The organism is Vibrio nigripulchritudo ATCC 27043 (genome assembly GCF_000222685.1).
GTDB lineage: Bacteria > Pseudomonadota > Gammaproteobacteria > Enterobacterales > Vibrionaceae > Vibrio > Vibrio nigripulchritudo.
The window spans coordinates 1-18,878 of record NZ_AFWJ01000068.1; the positions used below are offsets into that span (position 1 = coordinate 1).

Consider the following 18,878-nt stretch of genomic DNA (forward strand, 5'->3'; position numbering starts at 1 on the left):
GCTGGGTGGTCGACACTTGCTGCTGCCGCTGCATGTGGACCTGTTCCCTGACCTGCTTCATTCGAGTACACACCACGTTTTACACCCCAACCGATAGCGGCACCAAAGCCAGCCATAGGAGTAAATGCGTCACCTACGATCATTGCGAAGATACGAGGTACCTCGCCAATGTTCAGAAGGATGATGACAAACGCAATGATGATGTATGCCAAGGCCATGAAAGGCACGACAACCTGCGTGAAGTTGGCGATACGCTTTACACCACCGAAGATGATGAAAGCCAGAATGATAGAAATGAAGGTACCGGTAAAGATTTTAGCAAAACTGTAAGTGCCCAGACCTGTATCAATCATCATTCCACTGCCAAATGCGGCTTCAACTGCATTACCGATACTGTTCGACTGAACACCCGGAAGCAGAACACCACAAGCAAAGATGGTAGCGATAGCGAAAATCCACGCGTACCACTTCTGACCCATCGCTTTTTCGATGTAGTAAGCTGGTCCGCCACGGAACTCACCTTCATCTTCTTCTTTGTATATTTGTGCCAGAGTGGATTCTGCGTAAGCAGTTGCCGCGCCTAGGAACGCTACAACCCACATCCAGAATACGGCACCTGGTCCACCAAAACCGATCGCTGCGGCAACACCCGCAATGTTACCAGTACCCACACGACCAGACAGTGATACGGCCAAAGCCTGGAAGGAGGAGATACCCTTGGAAGAGCTTTTCCCTGATAACAGAAGACGCCACATTTCAGCGAAATGACGCACTTGCACGAAGCGTGTTGTGATGGAATAGAACAGACCTGCACCCAGACACAAATAAATCAGTGCCGGGCTCCATATTATTCCGTTAAGAAAGTCGACGAGTGACTGCATGACTCTTTCCCTATTTTTGATGTTGTGTTTGTGTAAAAAGCGAACAACATATTAATCCCGTATGTAATCCGATTGTTAATATTTTTGATTTGTTCGTGTTTTTACCGTGAAGTAGAGCACGTACCGCTAGGAATTTGAGTTTTTTTGGCTAAAAATTGCGCGAAATTAGAGTGTGATGTTAATTAATTTTTAATATAAATAAAGTTACCGATAATGATCTTGTAATTGGCGAAGAAAGATTGTTCGACTTTATGCTGATTTGATCGCATTTGGCGGAATTATTGAACATATCTGAAGTAAGAGAGATCATCATGCTGAATATCCGCTTTTTTCTCTGCCACGATATCTGCGAGTAACTTTCCTGACCCACACGCTAGTGTCCATCCTAAAGTGCCATGTCCCGTATTGGTGTATGCATTACTTAACGGTGTTTTACCGATAACTGGCGTGCCATCTGGGGTCATGGGCCTTAGCCCTGTCCAGTATTCTGCTTTTGAAACATTACTGGCCTTTGGGAACAGATCGGTCAGTACCTTGCTTATGGTTCTGGTTCGTTTGTGTGGCAGATCCTGACTAAAGCCTGCGAGTTCAGCTGTACCGGCGACGCGAATCCGATTTTCAAACCGTGTAATCGCGACCTTGTATGTCTCGTCCATCACCGTTGATGTTGGCGCATTATTACTGTCTTCAATAGGTACTGTGAGTGAGTAGCCTTTCACAGGGTAAACCGGCAAATTAATGCCAAGGGTTTTTAACCAAGTGGCGGAGTGGCTTCCCATTGCAAAAACGTATTTGTCGGCAACAAACGTCTGCTTATCCGTGACCACTTTTGTGACCTTTCCGCTTTGGTGCTCTATCTTTTTAACCTGATGGAGGTAGTGAAATTCAATGCCCGCTTTGCGACATTCTTGTTCCAACTGCTGGCAAAAAAGATAGCAGTCACCAGTTTCATCGTTGGGGAGATACAGCCCCCCGGTCAGCTTTTCTTTTACAGCCGCGAGCCCCGGTTCTTTCTGAATACACTGCTCCACATTGAGTAGATGATGCTCAACACCACTTTGCGCCAGAAGGTGCATGTCTTTGCCAATGGAATCAAGTTGAGAAGCGTGGCGAAATACCTGAAGCGTACCCAGTTCTTTGCCTTCAAAATTCAGAGGGAGACGATCTTTTAACTCGCTGAGGCAACTTTTGCTGTAATTCGCCAGCCGAAGCATTCGGGATTTGTTTTGCTGGTACTTTTCAGTATTACAGTTAGCCAGCATTTTCAGGCTCCAGCCAACCATTTCAGTATTCAAAGGGGGAGAAATCTTGAGAGGAGCATGTGTCTGAACCAGCCACTTCAACGCTTTTTGGGGCACACCGGGCGCTGCCCAGGGCGCTGAGTACCCATAAGACAACTGCCCTGCATTGGCATAACTGGTTTCTAATGCTGCTTGAGCCTGTCTGTCTATTACAGTCACATCAAACCCTGCTTGTCTTAAATACCAAGCACTGGTTAACCCAATTACACCACTACCAATCACAAGCGCTTTCATTGTCTTCTGCACCGCCACAGTTTTCATTTCAAAGAATCGGTGGATAGTGTCTTTTCTTTACATCTGATTAACAATCGATAAATATTACAGCTAGCCTTTAGAAAAACTAAAAGCAATTTATAGAGAAAAGCTAATGGAACTTGTGAAAAGTAATGTGCTAAACCATTTATCAACATTTGAAGTTGCCGCAAGAGAGGGCAGTTTTACTCGCACTGCCAGAGCTCTCCACAAGACCACGGGAGCCGTCAGTCAGCAGATCTCCTTGTTAGAAAATGCTTTGGGAACACCTTTATTTAAAAGGCACTCGCGAGGTATTGAGCTCAATGAGAATGGACAGGTTCTGTTTGAAGCCGTTCAACAGGGATTAAGCCACATTCGTCACGCCATAATAAGTATTCAAACTGAGCTCAATCTAGAACAGGAAATTCGTCTTAAGCTTACCCCTTCTTTCGCCTACAAATGGCTGATTCCCAGATTGCAGAAATTCTATAGCGAGTATCCTGAGATTCAAATTCAGAGTTATGCCGAGGCTGCCATTGTTGACGCCTACAGTGGGGATTTTGATCTGGTCATTGACTACGGAACCATTCCTTACAGCGATAGCAAAGCCAAATTATTGATGAGAGAAGCGCTATTGCCAGTAATGTCTCCGGCATTAATGCGTCAGTATGACTGGGGGAATGATCCTGATGTCTGGAAGAAGGTCATGTTGCTTCACGATGCAATGGCTTGGCGAGATGCTGGCAAAGACGTGGAGTGGCAAATGTGGTTAAAACACAATGGGATAAAGACCTCTGAGCTTAAAGGGCACTTTTTTAGCCGTGCAGATATGGCCATGGCAGCGGCAGAAGCAGGAGTCGGGGTTGCTATGGGGCGACGCTCACTGGTGGATGAAGACTTTAAGCACCAAAGGTTGTGCAGCCCTTTCACTGAAACGCCTGTGGATGCGGGCTATTTTCTTATCCAGCATCATAAGAGTGAGATTATCGATAAATTTGTTCACTGGTTAAGACAGGAGGCGGAAACCCAATAAATTAACCAGCTACATTTTGTGACCTCAGAAATCCCCTCCTACACTTAAAAAAGGTGATGCATATCTCGTTTCTTTTGCGAGGCAGGGGTTCCTCGCTTTTTTAAGGCGTATCTCAATGACAAAAAAAAGAACATGTAAGTATTGCAGTCCAGACGGGTGGCAGTGTGACGAACCTGCTGGCGAGTCGGGTCTGTGCTATTGGCATGATCCAGACATTGATAAAAGTAAAGATGAAGACGTTAAAGATCGGGTTGAGCAGTGGGCAAAAGATGGCAAACCTCTGGACGGGTTTCAGTTGTCACGAGCCAAACTGGAAGACATCAATCTGGTCAATCGAGGCTGCAGGGAAGGGTATAAGTGTCGGGATGTCGACTTTTATCGTGCCGATCTTCGTAATGCGCATTTCTTTGGACTCGATCTTCGAGGTTCATCTCTGATGAAAAGCACGTTGGCAGGCGCAAACCTGCACTGTGCCAAACTGGAAAACTGTAATTTGCTCGGTGCTGATCTCAGCCGTGCGCGGTTAGAGAACGTGGAGTGGGGCGAGCAATTGCAACAAGAGCGCAAAGCCATGGATGCGATCAGTGTCAAAGACACCAAGAAAGCGGTTGAATTGTGCCAGGAAGCAGAAGAGGTCGCCCGCTGTATCCGCAAACAGTGTGAAAAAGAGGGGTTGTTTGAAATTGCAGGTCACTTCTTCAAAAAAGAGATGATCTTCAGGCGCTATCAAATGCCGCTATACAGCTCTAAACGTATCATTTCCAAAGGCGTAGATTTGTTTTGTGGGTATGGAGAATCACCCATACGTGTGGTGATGTTTTCGGTTTGCCTGATTTTTATGTGTGCCTTAGCCTACTTCTTTTTAGGCACGACGGCTTCAAACCCAATTTACCCAGATGTTCATGGTTATAAAGCAACGTTTCTAGAGTTCCTTAATGCGCTTTACTTCAGCGTGGTGACGTTCACAACATTAGGGTACGGCGACATTTCCCCCATAGGACTCGCAAGGTTTATTGCTGCCTTCGAGGCTTTCTTAGGAAGCTTTACCATGGCACTGTTTGTGGTGGTATTTGTTAAAAAGATGACCCGTTAAAACGCATATTAACAATAGTTAATGAGTCGTAACCCAGCGCCCTCTATAGTCCTTCTGGTTTTTATAAGGAGGCACCATGCGCTGGAAAGTCTGTTCATTCGAACAAATTACTAATATTGAACTCTATCAACTGCTTAAGCTTCGTGTAGACATTTTTATTGTTGAGCAAAATGCACCGTATTCCGATCTAGACGGCAAAGATCATGCGGAAGGCGTGTTACACGTTTTAGGTATTGAAGGAGACGAAGTGGTTGCCTATGCGCGACTGCTGCCAGAAGGGTTGGGATACCCAGTTGAAGTACTTCCTTTTTTAGATGGCAGTGAGAAAGAAACCGCGATTGGTCGTGTGGTTGTGAAAGCCTCACACCGAGGAACAGGTGTTGGACATGAACTGATGCGTGTTTCACTGAACGCGATGAAAGAAAATGGTTTTTCTACACCAGTGTTTATTTCTGCACAGTCTTATCTCACCGATTATTACCAGCAGCATGGCTTTACTGTGTTCACACCAGCTTACAGCGAAGACGGATGCGATATGAGGGGAATGCGCTCCGAATCACTGGTGGTTTAAGGGGTATCAATGCTCGGCATTTGCCCAGCTGTGGTACCAACGTAGCAAACTGTCTACCGGTTTCGGCGTACATATTAAAAATCCCTGAATGTGCATGTCTCGGTAGTTGTGTTCGAGATAATGCAAGTCCTCGATGGTCTCCATTCCTTCAGCAATCAAGGTTACGTTCAGCTTTTTGGAAATGTCAGCAAGAGAATTCACCACCACCTGATTAAATTGATCGCAGTGGATGTCGGTAATCAGACTGCGGTCGATTTTAACTTCGGTGAAAGGCAGGTTTCGCAGTTGCTGAAGGTTGGTAAAACCCGTTCCAAAATCATCCAGAGACAAACCAAACCCACGAATCCGGAAGCGATTTAGGGACTCCAACTGCTCAGTGCTTTTCAAGGCAAATTCTTCAGTGATTTCCAGAATAATCTGAGATTTCTCAACACCACGCGTCGTGACCATATCATTCAGTGTATCAGGGTACTTAGGGTCAATCAGTTGGTTGGGAGAAAGGTTCACACTCACTCGTACGTTGTTACCAAACTCTTTACACAACATGGGCAAATCATCTAGCGCCTTTTCCAGTATCTGGAGAGTTATCTCATCGAGCATGTTGTAGCGCATTGCAGTAGGAATAAACTGCCCCGGAAGAATGGCTTTAGGCACTCCTGGTTTGCAGATTCTTGCTAGCACTTCGACCCCATCGACTTTGTGTTTGTAGATGTTCACTTTTGGCTGGTAGTAAGGTGTGATGAAACGGGCATCGAGACAGGCACGCAACTCCTCTCTGGACATCTTCTTGTAATGGACGAAATTACGCTCTTCCATTTGCTGAAGCTTATCTAAAGCACGTTTTAAGCTGTTGAGATCAATAGGCTTTGAGATATTGCCGAGCAGGCAGACTTCATGCTGTCTGGCAATGTCTGCCGCCAGTTGAATGATGCGCTTCTCCATATCCGAAATGATGCACACCCCCCCGGAAAACCGGCTTTCTCCTAACTGGCGGATTACTTCCATTCCGTCGATATCCGGCATATTGAGATCGGTGAAAACGGCACTGTATTTTTCGGGATGGTTACGGATTAAATCAAGTGCTTTTCGTGGGTTAGAAGACGTGACTACATTTGCGAATCCCAGTTCCAGCAGCATGGTTTTCATGACCATAAGAATGGCTTGGGAATCGTCGATCACGACAATTTGTTTCTCTTTCATTCACATACCTTTAGCCAACGAGTTAGGTATTCATTGGCTTGAATTATGTTTTTTGGTGCCAATGATAAGTTGTGCGGTCAAATAGCTCAGAGTCTATTCTCCTTATTTTAAAAACCTAGTAGAACTAAGGGAATTATCAAGGAGAGGCTTCCTTTTTGAGCTCTTTTTTTATTCAATCGATAGAGTATTTAGGGCTGCTGGAAAAACAAAAATCTGAAAACGGCACGCGAAGGCGTATTAGATGTAAAACTGTCAGCAAGTTGCGGAGTGGTAACGTTGCAGTCATACGGTTTATTGTTCAAGATTAACTAGGGTCAAAGATCTTAGGATGCGATCAGACAACATTCAGGGAAGGATGAGGAAAACAATGCTTAGCTACCAAGTTTGTCGAGACATCGAAATCGACACCACACCAGAATCACTCATTGAATTCATCAGTGACTTTAAAAACTGGCCAGAATGGTCTCCGTGGTTAATCATGGAACGAGGCTGCCCTCTGATATACAGCGGTGAAGCCGGTCAAGTTGATTCAGGCTATGAATGGAGTGGTAATCTGGTCGGCGCTGGTGGCATGGTGTTAACCGAAAAATCGCCGACCAGTCTGGTTATGGCGTTGAGTTTCTTCCGCCCTTTTAAATCCACAGCAACGGTAAAATTTAACGCTGAAAAGACGGAAACCGGGGCAAAGTTAAGCTGGATTATGGAAAGCAAAGTCCCGTGGTTTTTGTTTTTCTTAAAGAACATGTTTAAGTCGATGATTGGGATGGACTACGATCGCGGTTTATTGATGTTAAAAAGCCAGATTGAAACAGGAGAGGTCCATTCCGAGCTGAAACTGGTAGGGGAGAGCAACCTATCCGAAACTCATTACATTGCTTTGAAAAATGATGCCGGAATGCAGGACATGGGACCGACCATGCAAGATGATATCGTTAAGCTGGATGAGTTTATGACCGAGCGGGGCATTGAACCATCGGGCGCTATGTTTGCGCTTTATGACTCCATGGATATGGCAACCATGCATTTCGATTTTCATACCTGTTACCCGATTTGCGAGCCGATTGACGTGCCCGAGCCGTTTATTTGTGGGCATTTAAAAGCCAGCGACACGTACGTCGTCGAGCATATCGGTGCTTACCACTTTCTTGGTAACGCCTGGTCAATGGCGAATATGGCAGCCAGGCACAATAAAGTGCCAGTAAAACGTAAGCCGCTAGGGATCGAGCTTTATGTCGACAACCCTAACGACGTAGAAATTACTCAGCTACGCACTCAGATACTGCTGTTTAAAAAATAGGGAAGGTTATTGGGTTGCCAGCATGTAGCCCTTACCACGAATCGTGACAAGAAGTTCGGCATGAGAACTGTTGGCTTCCAGCTTCTTTCTGAGGCGGCTAATGAGCATATCAATAGAGCGGTCTGTTGGTGACCAGTTCTGGCTTTTTGTTATCTTGACCAGTTGCTGGCGGGTACACACTTTTCCGGCATTTCCTATCAGAAAAAGCAGCGCCTGATTTTCGGCATCCGTCAGGCGGAACTCACGTCCGTCTTTGTGAAGCAGCAGTTTATTTTCCTTGTGTAATCGGATCCCCGGATACACATGAATGTAAATGGATTCCTGATCATGCTCATGGGACGGTATATCGTTTCGACGTAAAACTGCCTGCACTCTCAGCAATACTTCTACCATATTCAACGGTTTAACAACGTAGTCGTCTGCGCCACGAGCAAGTCCCTTAATGCGATCCTCGTCAGACTTTCTACTGGATACCAAAATCACTTTGCATAATTTTTCTCGGGAAAGCGTATGGGCAATTTCCGTTCCATCTGCTTGAGGTAAAACGACATCACACAAAACCAGGTCGATTGGTGGATGGCTATTGGTCACTTGCTGGCAGACGTCTTCTCCCGTGATATTTACGAGGACATCGTAGCCTTGAGATTGTAATGCTTTAACCAGAGATTCACGAGTTGGAGCGTGATCTTCGACAACTAAAATACGGCGATGAGGCATGAGAGCGAATTTAACCCTAGGTTGATATGCAGTTTAGTTCCTATTTGTTAAATATTTATAAGGAGTATTTCCTAAAAAAATGAAACAACCCATCAAATATTTAAATAGTTTATAATAATTCGCTCGAATTAAAAACTATCAATTGTAAAGTTCCATGTCGCACTTTTATTCAATTTTGCTAAAGTTCTGCTGTGTTACATTTGTTTTTCTAATTAGCTCACTCTGGAGCTTGGATGGTTTCGCACATCTAAAGAAAACGAACATTCCAATCAGCGAAGTGAGTGTGCTGGAAGATCAAAATGGCACATTGAATATTGCAGATGTACTTCAGGCGGAAAATTCGCAGTGGCAAGCCTTAGCGCCGTCTCTGGAGAACATCAATATGGGGTATAGTGACTCCACTTACTGGTTAAAAGTGGTGATCGACCAACCTAAGAATGACTGCTGTATTCTGACGGTGGCGTACACGCCTCTGGATTATCTCGATTTCTACCAATTGATTGATGACGCGCGACTGGAACATCAGCAATCCGGTGATCGATATCCGTTTAGTGTTCGACCTTTTCATGATAGAAATAACACGTTTCGCGTTGTGTTAAACCCAGACAGACCGACGGTGTTTTATCTTCGGGCACAAAGTGAAAGTGTTCTGAAGTTGCCGTTAGAGCTGTATAGCGATATTGAATTTGCTCAGACTCTCGGGCAGGAAAATTTCTTTATTGGCTTGTTTTATGGTGGGTTGCTGCTGATTGCAGCTTACAACGCCTTTGTTTTCTTTCGATTGCGAGATAAGGTGTACGCTTACTACCTGTTCTTTGTTATCAGTGCCGCGCACAGTGCCGCCTGCTGGGATGGTCTGGCGTTTCACTACCTCTGGCCTAACTCCCCCCTTTGGGCAAGTAAGTCCATCCCTATTTCGACAGGGTTACTGACCTTCTGTACTTTGTTGTTTAGCCAGGAATTACTTCAAACCAGAAAGAACCTTCCGTGGATAAATGCGATCATTGAGCTGATGAAAGTCGCCGCATTGTCTTTGATTGTCCTGACTTACCTCGTGCCTTATTCCACTGTAGGAAAAATGAGTATTTTCATAGCTTATGGTTACGGAATCATAGGGTTAGTGATTGGGGTCGCCTCGATGCATCGCAAAGTAGAAGGCTCTGGTCTCTATTTGTTTGCCTGGTCGCTGCTCTTTGTTGGGGTGATAAGCAATACCGCTGCGAACATTGGCATTCTTCACAGCAATATGTTTACCAGCCATTTGATTCACGTTGGTGGTGTGGTGGAAGTGTGTCTGTTTTCTGTGGCTCTGGCTAACCGGATCAAGTTGCTTAAGCAGGCAAAGCTGGATGCCGAAACCCGAATGTCTGTCGAGCGGCAGATGGCACAGGACAAAGCCAACACATTAGCGGTGATCAGCCACGAATTACGAACTCCTATGAACGCAGTGCTGGGGTTTGTTTACCTCGCGAAACAAGGTAAAGGGCAGCTCAGTACCATGGATTACCTGACCAAGATAGAGCAGGCATCCTCAAATTTAGTGCAGTTGATTAATGACAGTCTGGATTTTTCTAAGCTGGAACAGAAAAAGCTGAGTCTGAAAAGCGAAACTTTCAGCCTGGTTGATGTAGTAGATCATGTGGCTTCTGTCTCCACACCTGCACTCGCAGGTAAGCCAGTTCAAATGTATATTCAGGTCGCCCCGGATGTGCCTTCTCATATTCGGGGAGACAGGGTGCGCTTGGAGCAAGTCATCATCAACCTGACCAACAACGCCATTAAGCACACGGAAACCGGATATGTAGGGCTGGCGATATCCGTCATCCGACAGGCTGGGCATGAAGTGGTACTGGCATTTAACATTTCTGATTCAGGAAGTGGTATTTCGCAGCAATATCAGGACAAACTCTTCAAACCTTATTCGCAGCTCGAAGATCATCATAAAGGGACCGGGCTAGGGCTTTCCATCAGTCAGAAAATTGTGCATCTGATGGGGGGCAATATCGAGTGCGTCAGTGAAGTGGGGCGTGGCTCGCTTTTCTCTTTTGATCTTGCATTTCCTTTAGTATCACAGCCAGCGAATAACTCGGACGGTGCTCATATTCTGCTGGTTTGTGAGGATGAAACCTTTGGAGAAAGTGCAAAGCTAACACTGCGCTGGCTTGGCATGGAATGCGATTTGGTTACCGCATCTCAAGCATTGGAGATGACCTGTAATTACGATCTCATTTTGGTGGATCATGCGTTGAAGGGCATTTCTGGTGAAACCTTTATCGATATTTTACGTGCGACCGACTTTTCTCATATTCCGGTTGCCATGCTCTGTGATATCGACGATATCGAAGGATCTGAGAGTCAGGTGGAGCACCTGAGTAAACCGATTCGGGTAGGGGATGTATTCCATCTGGTCAATAAAGTGCACGGTAAAGAAGTGTCTGAGCCGGAAACGTCCTCTTTTGCTGACTACGCGCTGAGTGGTTTAAAAGTGCTGGTGGCAGATGACAACAAACTCAATCAGGAATTCATCAGTGACATGCTGACGATGTTTGGTGCAGACACCGACATAGTGGAAAACGGGCGTCAGGCATTAGAAGCCATGAAAAAACACAATTACGATGTGCTGCTATTGGACTTACACATGCCTGAAGTCGACGGTATTGAATGCGCCATGACTATTCGCCAGACTCCTGAGCTCCAACAAATTCCGATTTTTTGTACCAGCGCCAGCCCGGGCATTGTTTCTCAGCATATGGATGTGTTTGATGACTGTATTGCTAAGCCAATCATCGCCAGCCGACTGCTTAAGCTACTGACGCCCCTTGCCACGCAAGAGCTCTCGCCACACGCTTTGCCAAAGAAGGGACAGATTCGCTGGTTAGCGGATAAATCGTTGCCTGAGATAGAGGGCATTAATATGTCGTTCCTTTATGAACAGTGTGCTTACTCTGAGACCAAAGTAGAGGGAAAACTGGATGCATTTGTTGCCATGACAGAAGAGTTTCTCACTGCACTGAATCAGACATCGGAGTCGGATTATCGTGAAAAGCAAAGGCTGTATCATGACTTCGCAGGAACAGCGGGAGCCATTGGAGCGAAAGACATTCAGGAACTGGCGTTAGAGCTGGATCTGGCATGGCAGAATGAGCAGCCCAACGAGTCTGTGGCTGCTGAACTGGAAGAAAAAACTCGGGCTTTGTTAGACCGTATTCACGCTGTGCCCATCTCTTCTACTGTGGTCTGATGAACACTCACAATGTGGCGCAGCATGGCTTGCTCGGCAGCGTCTGCGTCCCTTTGATTTAAGGCATTAAAAATGTCCAGATGCTCCATGTAGCTTTGCTCAATGGAGCCTTTCTTGCTCATCACCTGGCGTCGGAACTTCAAGCCAAAAGCATACAGTTCGTCTGAGTAGTTGAGCATTATCGGATTCGCGGCTATTTCTGCAATTTTGAGGTGAAACTGATGATCAGAGAGCTGAAAACGCACCGGATCTGAAAACATGGTTGCCTGTTGCTTCAGCAGAGCGTCCAGTTCTTCCAGTTGTTTGTCGTTAATGTTTAAAGCGGCTTGCCGCGCAATGGCCGACTCAATGATTTTTCGACTTTCAAAAACGGTATCAATGGAATGATTGTTGATTTCGAGGCTGGAGGATTCTGGTAGCCAGTCGTTGCGTTTCAGAATCGCTTCGTCGCGGTTGACCCGAGTCTTTGACCCGTGAGAAACATGGATCATGCCGTATGCCTGAACAATCCCCAATGCACCTCGCACCGTTTCCCGGCTGACGCCAAACATGCTACTGAGCTCGCGTTCACTGGGCAGTTCATCCCCGTCTCTGAGTAGCCCGGTGACGATCATCTCCAGTATTTTTTCCGCAAGAATGTCTTTTTTGGTTTTGTTTTTGAGGGTTTGCTCAAAGGCAAAAGCAGCGCGAGTCATAGGCGCTCCCATTTCAGTGAATTCTGTTAACAATTATGCGGACTGAGCAGAATGGTTACAAGTACGGCAAAATTCTTAAAAATGGGAAGTGGGGAGAAAGCACAAATACTCATGGAAGCAATGGACTTAGCTAACCTAAGCGAGCACTTGTGGGTTTGACGGGCAGACAAACGCTGCCTGCACATCAGAGGGTGGAGGGATAGCTCCACCACTTCCCTAAATCATGGATACGTTAGCCGTAAACCCAGTCCACCAGCCCTAGCGTGATAAACGGAACATAAGTCACCAACAAGAGCAGTGCGATCAGTACACCAATAAATGGCAGGTTCGCCCGCGTTGTTGACCAAATATCCACCTTGGCAATGGAACAGGCAGTGGCAAGCACACTCGCCACTGGAGGAGTTTGCTGACCAATGGCAAGGTTCAGTGTCACTATCAGCCCGAAATGGATTGGGTTAATGCCAAACTGAAGTACCAGTGGCAACACCATAGGTACCACTAATATGATGGCGGCAGCGCCATGAAGGAACATACCTAATACAAAAAACAGCACATTCAGCAGCATCAGCACCACAATTTTACTCTCAGTAAAGTTGAGGATGGCTTGCGCCATTTGCTGTGGCAGTCTGACTTCGGTAAGGAACAGCCCAAGTAGCGCAGAGGTAGCAACCAGCAGCATAACCGCAGCAGTCTGAACGCTGGCACGCACCATACACTTGTAAAGGTGTGCCAGAGTCAGTTCCTGATAAATCACAAAACCTATCACCAGAGCTGCAATCACCGCCAAGCCTGCCCCTTCGGTTGCGGTCACAATGCCACCGAAGATACCGCCCAAGATGATAACAGGTAAGAAAAGTGCCCAAATCGCGTCTTTGAATTTCTGCTTCAGGTTCTTCCAGCTAAACGCTTCTTCACGTGGAAGGTTGTAGCGAATGGCAAAGTAATAAGAGAGCGCCATCATCATCGCACCGCCGAGTACGCCCGGTACGACGCCCGCAAGGAACAGTTTTACGATTGAGGTGTCCGCAATGGCACCGTACAAAATCATAGAAATTGAGGGTGGAATGATGATCGCAAGGGAAGCTGAGGAAGACGTAATAGCCGCCACAAAGGTCGGTTTATAGCCGCGTTTTTTCATGGCTGGCATCAGTACGCTGCCTGTTGCCGCTACATCGGCAACCGCCGAGCCTGAAATCTCAGCAAAGAACATGGACACCCCAATGTTGACCATAGCAAGACCACCACGCACGAATCCAATCATGGCTGAAACCAAATCGATCAGGCGCTTGGAAATGCTCGAGGTATTCATGAGCTCACCCGCCAGAACAAACAGAGGAATGGCGAGTAATGGGAATTTGGTTGCCCCTTCGTACAGAGTAAGAGGCACGTTGAGCATGGCATCGCTACCGGAGGTCAGAACCATCCCGCCAACTGCTACCACACCAATGGAAACAGCAATAGGGACGTTTATCATCACCAGCGCGAGCAAACCACCAAATAACAACAGGTAAATCATGAGTTTGCCTCCATGCTTTTATTCGAATTTGATTTCTGACCAACAGGGTAGAGTTCGTCGGTATCGATGCCGCATTCTTCGGCGTATTCTTCCAGCTCGGCTCTGTCGTGATCGCGCCCTTCTCGCATATCACTCAATGCCTGAGGGATGGATAAAAGCTCCGCCAGAATGAACAGCAGGGAACCAAAAGGAATAACAGATTGAACAAAAGGCACGGGCACCCAAGGCAGGCTGATTAGCGTTTCGCCTTCAAAATACTCCAGCACGATCCAGCCGTAGTAAGCGACCAGAATAAAAAAGCCAATCACTATGACTTCTGAAAGCCAGAATAAGGCGGTTTGAAGCGATCCCTTTAGGCTGTATAGCAAACCACTGAAACCGAGGTGGCTACGTTTGATTGCTGCCGTTGCGGCACCGTAGTAGGTAACCCAAACCAGCAAGAGGGAAGCGACTTCGTCATACCAAATTAAGGATGAACCCGTTTTGCGCATGATGACGCCGAATACAATGACAAAAGTCATCGACAACACCAGGAATACAGAGATTCCTTCCAACAGCTTTTCCAGCCAGTTTGCCCATTTTGTAATCATGATACTCCTCCTGAGTGAGGGCATTTCTGCCCTCTCCCTTCACTACACGCTAGTTAGCCAATGACAACGCTTTGTCTAACATGTCTTTACCGCCATCCACTTTGCTGGCGAACTGCTCATAAATGGGTTTACTGGCGTCCACAAAGTCCTGATAGCTGGCTTTGTTTACTTGCATACCGCCGGCTTTCAGTTTGTTTAGCAATTCCTGCTCCTGACTGTCAGACAAGTCATACATCCAAGGTTTGATCGCATTAGCAGAGTCCTTGATGATGGTCTGAACATCGGCTGGCAATTTATCCCAGGTGCGTTTACCTGCCACCAGATACGACGGGCTATACACGTGATTGGTCAAAGACAGGTACTTTTGTACTTCATTAAATTTAGCGGCATAAATGTTGGTCAGTGGGTTTTCCTGACCATCAATAACGCCAGTTTGAAGCGCAACGAAAACTTCAGAGAAAGACATTGGGGTAGGGTTACCGCCCCAGTTACGGAACATACTGACGCGCCATGTACTGTTAGGCGTACGAAGCTTGATCCCTTTTAGGTCCTTTGGTGTCGTGATCGGTTTGACATTGTTCGTGATGTGGCGGAAACCGTTCTCCCACATACTCAATACCTTGTAGCCTTTTTTATCGGCTGTCGGTGCAATGCTTGGCCAGAATACTTCGGATTCAATTTTTGCCAGATGCGCACGGTCTTTAACAAGGAAGGGCATGTCGAACAGCGCGAATTGCGGTGTCACTTTTGCCATGATGGAAGAAGGCTGACTAAAGTGAACCGTGCCTAGCTTGAGTTTTTGCATCAGTTCTTTGTCTTTACCCAGCTGCCCGTCACCAAACAGGCTGATGGAATAATCCGAGCCTGCCGATTTAAGAGCCGCATTCGCTTCGTTGGCAAACTTCTCTGCCGTTTTGTACTGCAATGACCCCTGTGCAGCGCCAATGGCGAAAATCAGTTCTTTCGCAATGGTGTGTGGGGCGGCAAAAGCCAGTGAAGCTACGGTTGTACTAATTAACATTTTCCGCATAGTTTTGATGTTCATTTCTGCGTTTCTCCGTTAATTTCAATGGTCGTCATTGACCGTCTATAGTCCTTAAAATCATGCTTACCATCTCAAATCAAAAGACTGGTTGGTGAGCACTTGTGGGGTAGTCTTATTAACGCTGATCACTCAGCGAATTTTCCTCATCGCTGAGGCGGTGGTGCAGTAGACACTGTTGAGGTGATCCATCATGGCTTTTTCTGCCAGCTCCGGATTGCCCTCTTCCAGCGCCCTGTATATCTCCCCGTGTTCTCTGAAGCTTTTTTCTATCGCTCCTTCTTGTTCCAGAACACTTCGTCTGAAATTCAACCCGTAGGTGTAAAGCTCGTCGGCGTAACCTGCCAGAATGTCGTTGTCGCTGTAATCTGAAATCAGCTTATGGAAACGCTGATCGGAAATTTGAAAGTGAGCCGGTTTATCAAACAGGGATGCCTGCTGATCCAGTAAATACTTAAGTTCGTCCAAACCCGCTTGATCGATGTGAATAGCCACACCCCGCGCAATGGCAGATTCGACGACCTTGCGGCTCTGATAAACGGCTTCAATGTCGTAGTTGTTAATGGTGAGGTTTGAAAGCTGTGGCAGCAGTTCAATGCAGCGTTTGAGCAGTTCATCATTGCGGTTGACGCGGCTTTTAGCACCGTGCGACACGCTGATCAGCCCATAGGCGGCGATCATCCCGATCGCACCTCGAACCGTTTCCCGGCTTACGCCAAACATGGCACACAGTTCCCTTTCGCTGGGTAATGTGTCTCCGTCTCTCAACAAACCAGAGAAAATCATCTCCAACAGTTTGCTGGCAAGAATGTCTTTCTTGGTTTGGTTTTTAAGTTGCTTTTCAAACGCAAATACATTGGCTGCCATGGTATTCCCTCACCTTGATTTTCAGCTCTGCTGATACTTCCCGTTCACCAACTGCATGCCTGAATGCTCGTCCCTGAGCGATTGAGGAAGCAGTGAAGCGGGTGTGTTTTGATAACAGACTGGGCGCAAAAAGCGTTCAATCGCATTGGAACCTACAGACGTTGTTCTGGAATCAGAGGTAGCCGGAAAAGGACCGCCATGCACCATGGCGTGGGATACTTCAACACCAGTTGGGTAGCCATTAAACAGAACCCGACCCACTCTCAGTTCCAGATGATCCAGAATTTGCTGAGCATCCTGCGTGGTGTCGTCACTGCCCATGTGAATGGTTCCGGTAAGCTGTCCTTCGAGCGAATCAATCACTTCCAGTAGCTGTGCGGAATCTTTGCAACGCACGACTAAAGAACTGCTGCCGAATATTTCCTCACGAGCCTGCTTTTCCTGCAGGAACACCTCAGCGCTGGTGCTGAACAGATAAGGCGTACATTGGTTGTGATCCCCAGATATTTCGCCTTCACTCACCATGGCAATGTCCGGATTTTCCACCAGTGCGCCAACGCCATTTTGATAGGCAGCGTGAATGCCTGGTGTCAGCATGGTCTGGCTGGTGGCTGAATTGATGATCTCAGCGCACTGATTAACAAACTCATCCAGTTTTGAAGAGTCGACAGCCAATACCAAACCGGGGTTTGTGCAAAACTGCCCGGCACCCATTTGAAGAGAGGTGCAGAACCCGGCAGCCAGCGTACCAATGTCGCTGCCAAGCGCACCCGGCATGATCACCACAGGGTTAATACTGCTCATTTCGGCATAGACCGGAATCGGCTCTGGGCGATTTTGAGCGGTAGACATCAGAGCCAGCCCGCCAGCTCTCGAACCGGTAAATCCAACGGCTTTAATATTGGGATGAGCAACTAGCCCCTGACCAACAAGACTGCCGGAACCAAACAGAAGTGAAAACACGCCTTCCGGCATATCACAGCGCTTGGCTGCAGTGATGATGGCGCTTGCAACCAGTTCCGCAGTACCTGGATGAGCAGAGTGTGCTTTAACGATCACCGGGCAGCCTGCTGCGAGGGCAGAGGCGGTGTCACCACCTGCTACTGAAAAAGCCAATGGGAAGTTACTGGCTCCGAAAACAGCCACCGGACCAAGAGGCAGATAAGACAAACGCAAATCTGGTCGTGGCAGCGGTGTACGTTCTGGTAAGGCGGTATCAATCTTAGGTAGCTCAGTCAGCCCGTCACGTAAGTTGGAAGCAAAAAGGTTGAGTTGCCCAACAGTTCTCCCGCGTTCACCTTCAATGCGCATTTGAGGCAGCCCGGTCTCTTGCATAGCTCTTTCAACGAGAGCATCACCGAGCGCCATGATCTCTTCCCCGATAGCCTGAAGAAAGTCCGCTCTCTGGTTTGAAGAGGTTTTCCGATAGCGCGCAAAAGCCTGATGGGCGAGAGCACAAGCTTCTTCCAATTGTTCTTGATTGGCTCCCGCGTAGGGTGGGTCGAGCACTTCATTGGTGTGCGGATTGATAGCATGAACGACTTTTTGGTCACCCATGATCTTTTTACTACCAATGGTCATTTTTCCTGTGAGTGTCATGGTAAATGCTCCTATAGCGCCTTGACCGTAATGGATTGCTCTGGCGCTTTGGCTAACGTGTTACGCAGCGAACGACCAAACGCTGGAATGGAAATTTCAAACTGATCACCAACCTGGGTCTGCACTTTGTCGGCAAAGCTGAGTGTGGCTGTGCCCATGTAGTGGACGTGCAAATCTCCGGGGCGACGGAACTGTTCGTACTTAAAGTGGTGGTGTTCCAGATTGGCGATGGTGTGCGCCATATTGGCTTCACCGGTTAAAAAGGTTTTGCTCCACAGGCGTTCGCCGTTGCGATGAATGGTACTGATGCCTTCGAGGTTTTCCGGAAGGTCACCAATCAAAAGTTCTGGTCCGTAGCTGCAAGAGCGGAGTTTGGAATGTGCCAGCCACAAGTAGTTAAAGTGCTCGGTTACATGGTCGGAAAATTCATTACCTATGGCGAAACCAATTCGGTAAGGCTGACCATCGTTGCCTATCACATAGAGTGCAGTCAGTTCAGGCTCTTCTCCGCCATCTTTGGCGAAATCTGGCATGGTGATTGGCTTTTCCGGTGCAACAACGCATTGACCGTCTCCTTTATAAAACCACTCAGGCTGAGCTCCGGTTTCCCCCGCATTGGGTTTTCCGCCTTCCACACCCAACTGGAACATTTTCATTGAATCGGAAAGCTCTTCATCGCCTGAAAGTTTGGCGTGCATTTCTGCACGAGCGTCCGCACTGCCCAGATGGGTTAGCCCCGTTCCGGTGACCAGCCAGCGGGATGGATCTTCATGAGAGATGGGCGGCAGCAGTGCCTGACTATCAACAAGAGACTGGTAACTCAGTGTTTCGTCACTCAATCTGGTATCGATCACCGCCGCTAAAGGTTTCCCCGACTCAATGGCTTCCATCGCCAGTTGATAAGTGCCTCCGGTGGTGTTAATAACCCGTACCTGATCAAGGGACTCAACCACAGCGGCTTTCAGGGTGTTGTTCTGAGTGAATTGTATGACTCTCATGAC

At 47.2% G+C, this 18,878-nt stretch carries 16 protein-coding genes; 5 read left to right on the forward strand and 11 right to left on the reverse strand.

The window, feature by feature from the left end; translation table 11 throughout:
* Positions 1-881, reverse strand: an 881-nt coding sequence (locus RH89_RS07535; RefSeq protein WP_004400759.1) for an alanine/glycine:cation symporter family protein, incomplete at its 3' end; no start/stop codon positions are given.
* Between the two features lie 278 nt (positions 882-1,159).
* Complete coding sequence (locus RH89_RS07540; RefSeq protein WP_004400761.1) at positions 1,160-2,416, reverse strand: D-amino acid dehydrogenase; 1,257 nt, start codon at positions 2,414-2,416, stop codon at positions 1,160-1,162.
* 133 nt (positions 2,417-2,549) lie between these two features.
* Between RH89_RS07540 and RH89_RS07545 the strand changes: the two genes are divergently transcribed.
* From RH89_RS07545 to RH89_RS07555, 3 genes are all read left to right on the forward strand, one after another.
* The gene (locus RH89_RS07545; RefSeq protein ID WP_004400763.1) at positions 2,550-3,449 is read left to right on the forward strand and encodes a LysR family transcriptional regulator; all 900 of its coding nucleotides are present in this window, start codon (positions 2,550-2,552) and stop codon (positions 3,447-3,449) included.
* 115 nt (positions 3,450-3,564) lie between these two features.
* Positions 3,565-4,542 carry an ion channel gene (locus tag RH89_RS07550; protein ID WP_004400764.1) on the forward strand — a complete coding sequence of 326 codons (978 nt, stop codon included), beginning with the start codon at positions 3,565-3,567 and terminating at the stop codon, positions 4,540-4,542.
* Between the two features lie 76 nt (positions 4,543-4,618).
* Entirely contained in the window at positions 4,619-5,113 is a 495-nt protein-coding gene (locus tag RH89_RS07555; protein ID WP_004400766.1) for a GNAT family N-acetyltransferase, read from the forward strand.
* Between the two features lie 6 nt (positions 5,114-5,119).
* On the opposite strand, the gene RH89_RS07560 is transcribed toward RH89_RS07555, so the two are convergent.
* A complete protein-coding gene (locus tag RH89_RS07560) occupies positions 5,120-6,313 on the reverse strand; it encodes an EAL domain-containing response regulator (RefSeq protein ID WP_004400768.1) in 1,194 nt (397 codons plus the stop codon).
* A 367-nt stretch (positions 6,314-6,680) separates the two neighbouring features.
* On the opposite strand from RH89_RS07560, the gene RH89_RS07565 reads away from it, so the two are divergent.
* Positions 6,681-7,610 carry an SRPBCC family protein gene (locus tag RH89_RS07565; RefSeq protein ID WP_004400771.1) on the forward strand — a complete coding sequence of 310 codons (930 nt, stop codon included), beginning with the start codon at positions 6,681-6,683 and terminating at the stop codon, positions 7,608-7,610.
* A gap of 6 nt (positions 7,611-7,616) precedes the next feature.
* Here the strand turns inward: RH89_RS07565 and RH89_RS07570 are convergent, their stop codons facing one another.
* Positions 7,617-8,327, reverse strand: a complete 711-nt coding sequence (locus RH89_RS07570; protein ID WP_004400774.1) for a response regulator transcription factor — start codon at positions 8,325-8,327, stop codon at positions 7,617-7,619.
* A gap of 229 nt (positions 8,328-8,556) precedes the next feature.
* Between RH89_RS07570 and RH89_RS07575 the strand changes: the two genes are divergently transcribed.
* Positions 8,557-11,568, forward strand: a complete 3,012-nt coding sequence (locus tag RH89_RS07575; RefSeq protein WP_038145267.1) for a 7TM diverse intracellular signaling domain-containing protein — start codon at positions 8,557-8,559, stop codon at positions 11,566-11,568.
* Here the strand turns inward: RH89_RS07575 and RH89_RS07580 are convergent.
* The 7 genes from RH89_RS07580 to araD1 all read right to left on the reverse strand — a co-directional run bounded on the left by RH89_RS07580 (position 11,535) and on the right by araD1 (position 18,875).
* Positions 11,535-12,263: a FadR/GntR family transcriptional regulator gene (locus RH89_RS07580; protein ID WP_004400778.1), complete on the reverse strand. Its 729-nt coding sequence runs from the start codon at positions 12,261-12,263 to the stop codon at positions 11,535-11,537. The two genes, RH89_RS07575 and RH89_RS07580, sit on opposite strands and share 34 nt — an antisense overlap.
* 232 nt (positions 12,264-12,495) lie before the next feature.
* Entirely contained in the window at positions 12,496-13,779 is a 1,284-nt protein-coding gene (locus RH89_RS07585) for a TRAP transporter large permease (RefSeq protein WP_004400780.1), read from the reverse strand.
* On the reverse strand, positions 13,776-14,369 hold the full coding sequence (locus RH89_RS07590; protein ID WP_004400781.1) for a TRAP transporter small permease: 594 nt from the start codon (positions 14,367-14,369) through the stop codon (positions 13,776-13,778). The genes RH89_RS07585 and RH89_RS07590 overlap by 4 nt, the downstream gene beginning before the upstream one ends.
* 49 nt (positions 14,370-14,418) lie before the next feature.
* Positions 14,419-15,414 carry a TRAP transporter substrate-binding protein gene (locus tag RH89_RS07595; protein WP_004400782.1) on the reverse strand — a complete coding sequence of 332 codons (996 nt, stop codon included), beginning with the start codon at positions 15,412-15,414 and terminating at the stop codon, positions 14,419-14,421.
* A gap of 129 nt (positions 15,415-15,543) precedes the next feature.
* Positions 15,544-16,278, reverse strand: coding sequence for a FadR/GntR family transcriptional regulator (locus RH89_RS07600; protein ID WP_004400783.1), 735 nt, complete (start codon positions 16,276-16,278; stop codon positions 15,544-15,546).
* Positions 16,279-16,299: 21 nt separating this feature from the next.
* Positions 16,300-17,877 carry an aldehyde dehydrogenase (NADP(+)) gene (locus RH89_RS07605; protein WP_004400787.1) on the reverse strand — a complete coding sequence of 526 codons (1,578 nt, stop codon included), beginning with the start codon at positions 17,875-17,877 and terminating at the stop codon, positions 16,300-16,302.
* 11 nt (positions 17,878-17,888) lie between these two features.
* Positions 17,889-18,875 carry an AraD1 family protein gene (gene araD1 / locus RH89_RS07610; protein ID WP_004400788.1) on the reverse strand — a complete coding sequence of 329 codons (987 nt, stop codon included), beginning with the start codon at positions 18,873-18,875 and terminating at the stop codon, positions 17,889-17,891.
* Between the last annotated feature and the right edge of the window lie 3 nt (positions 18,876-18,878).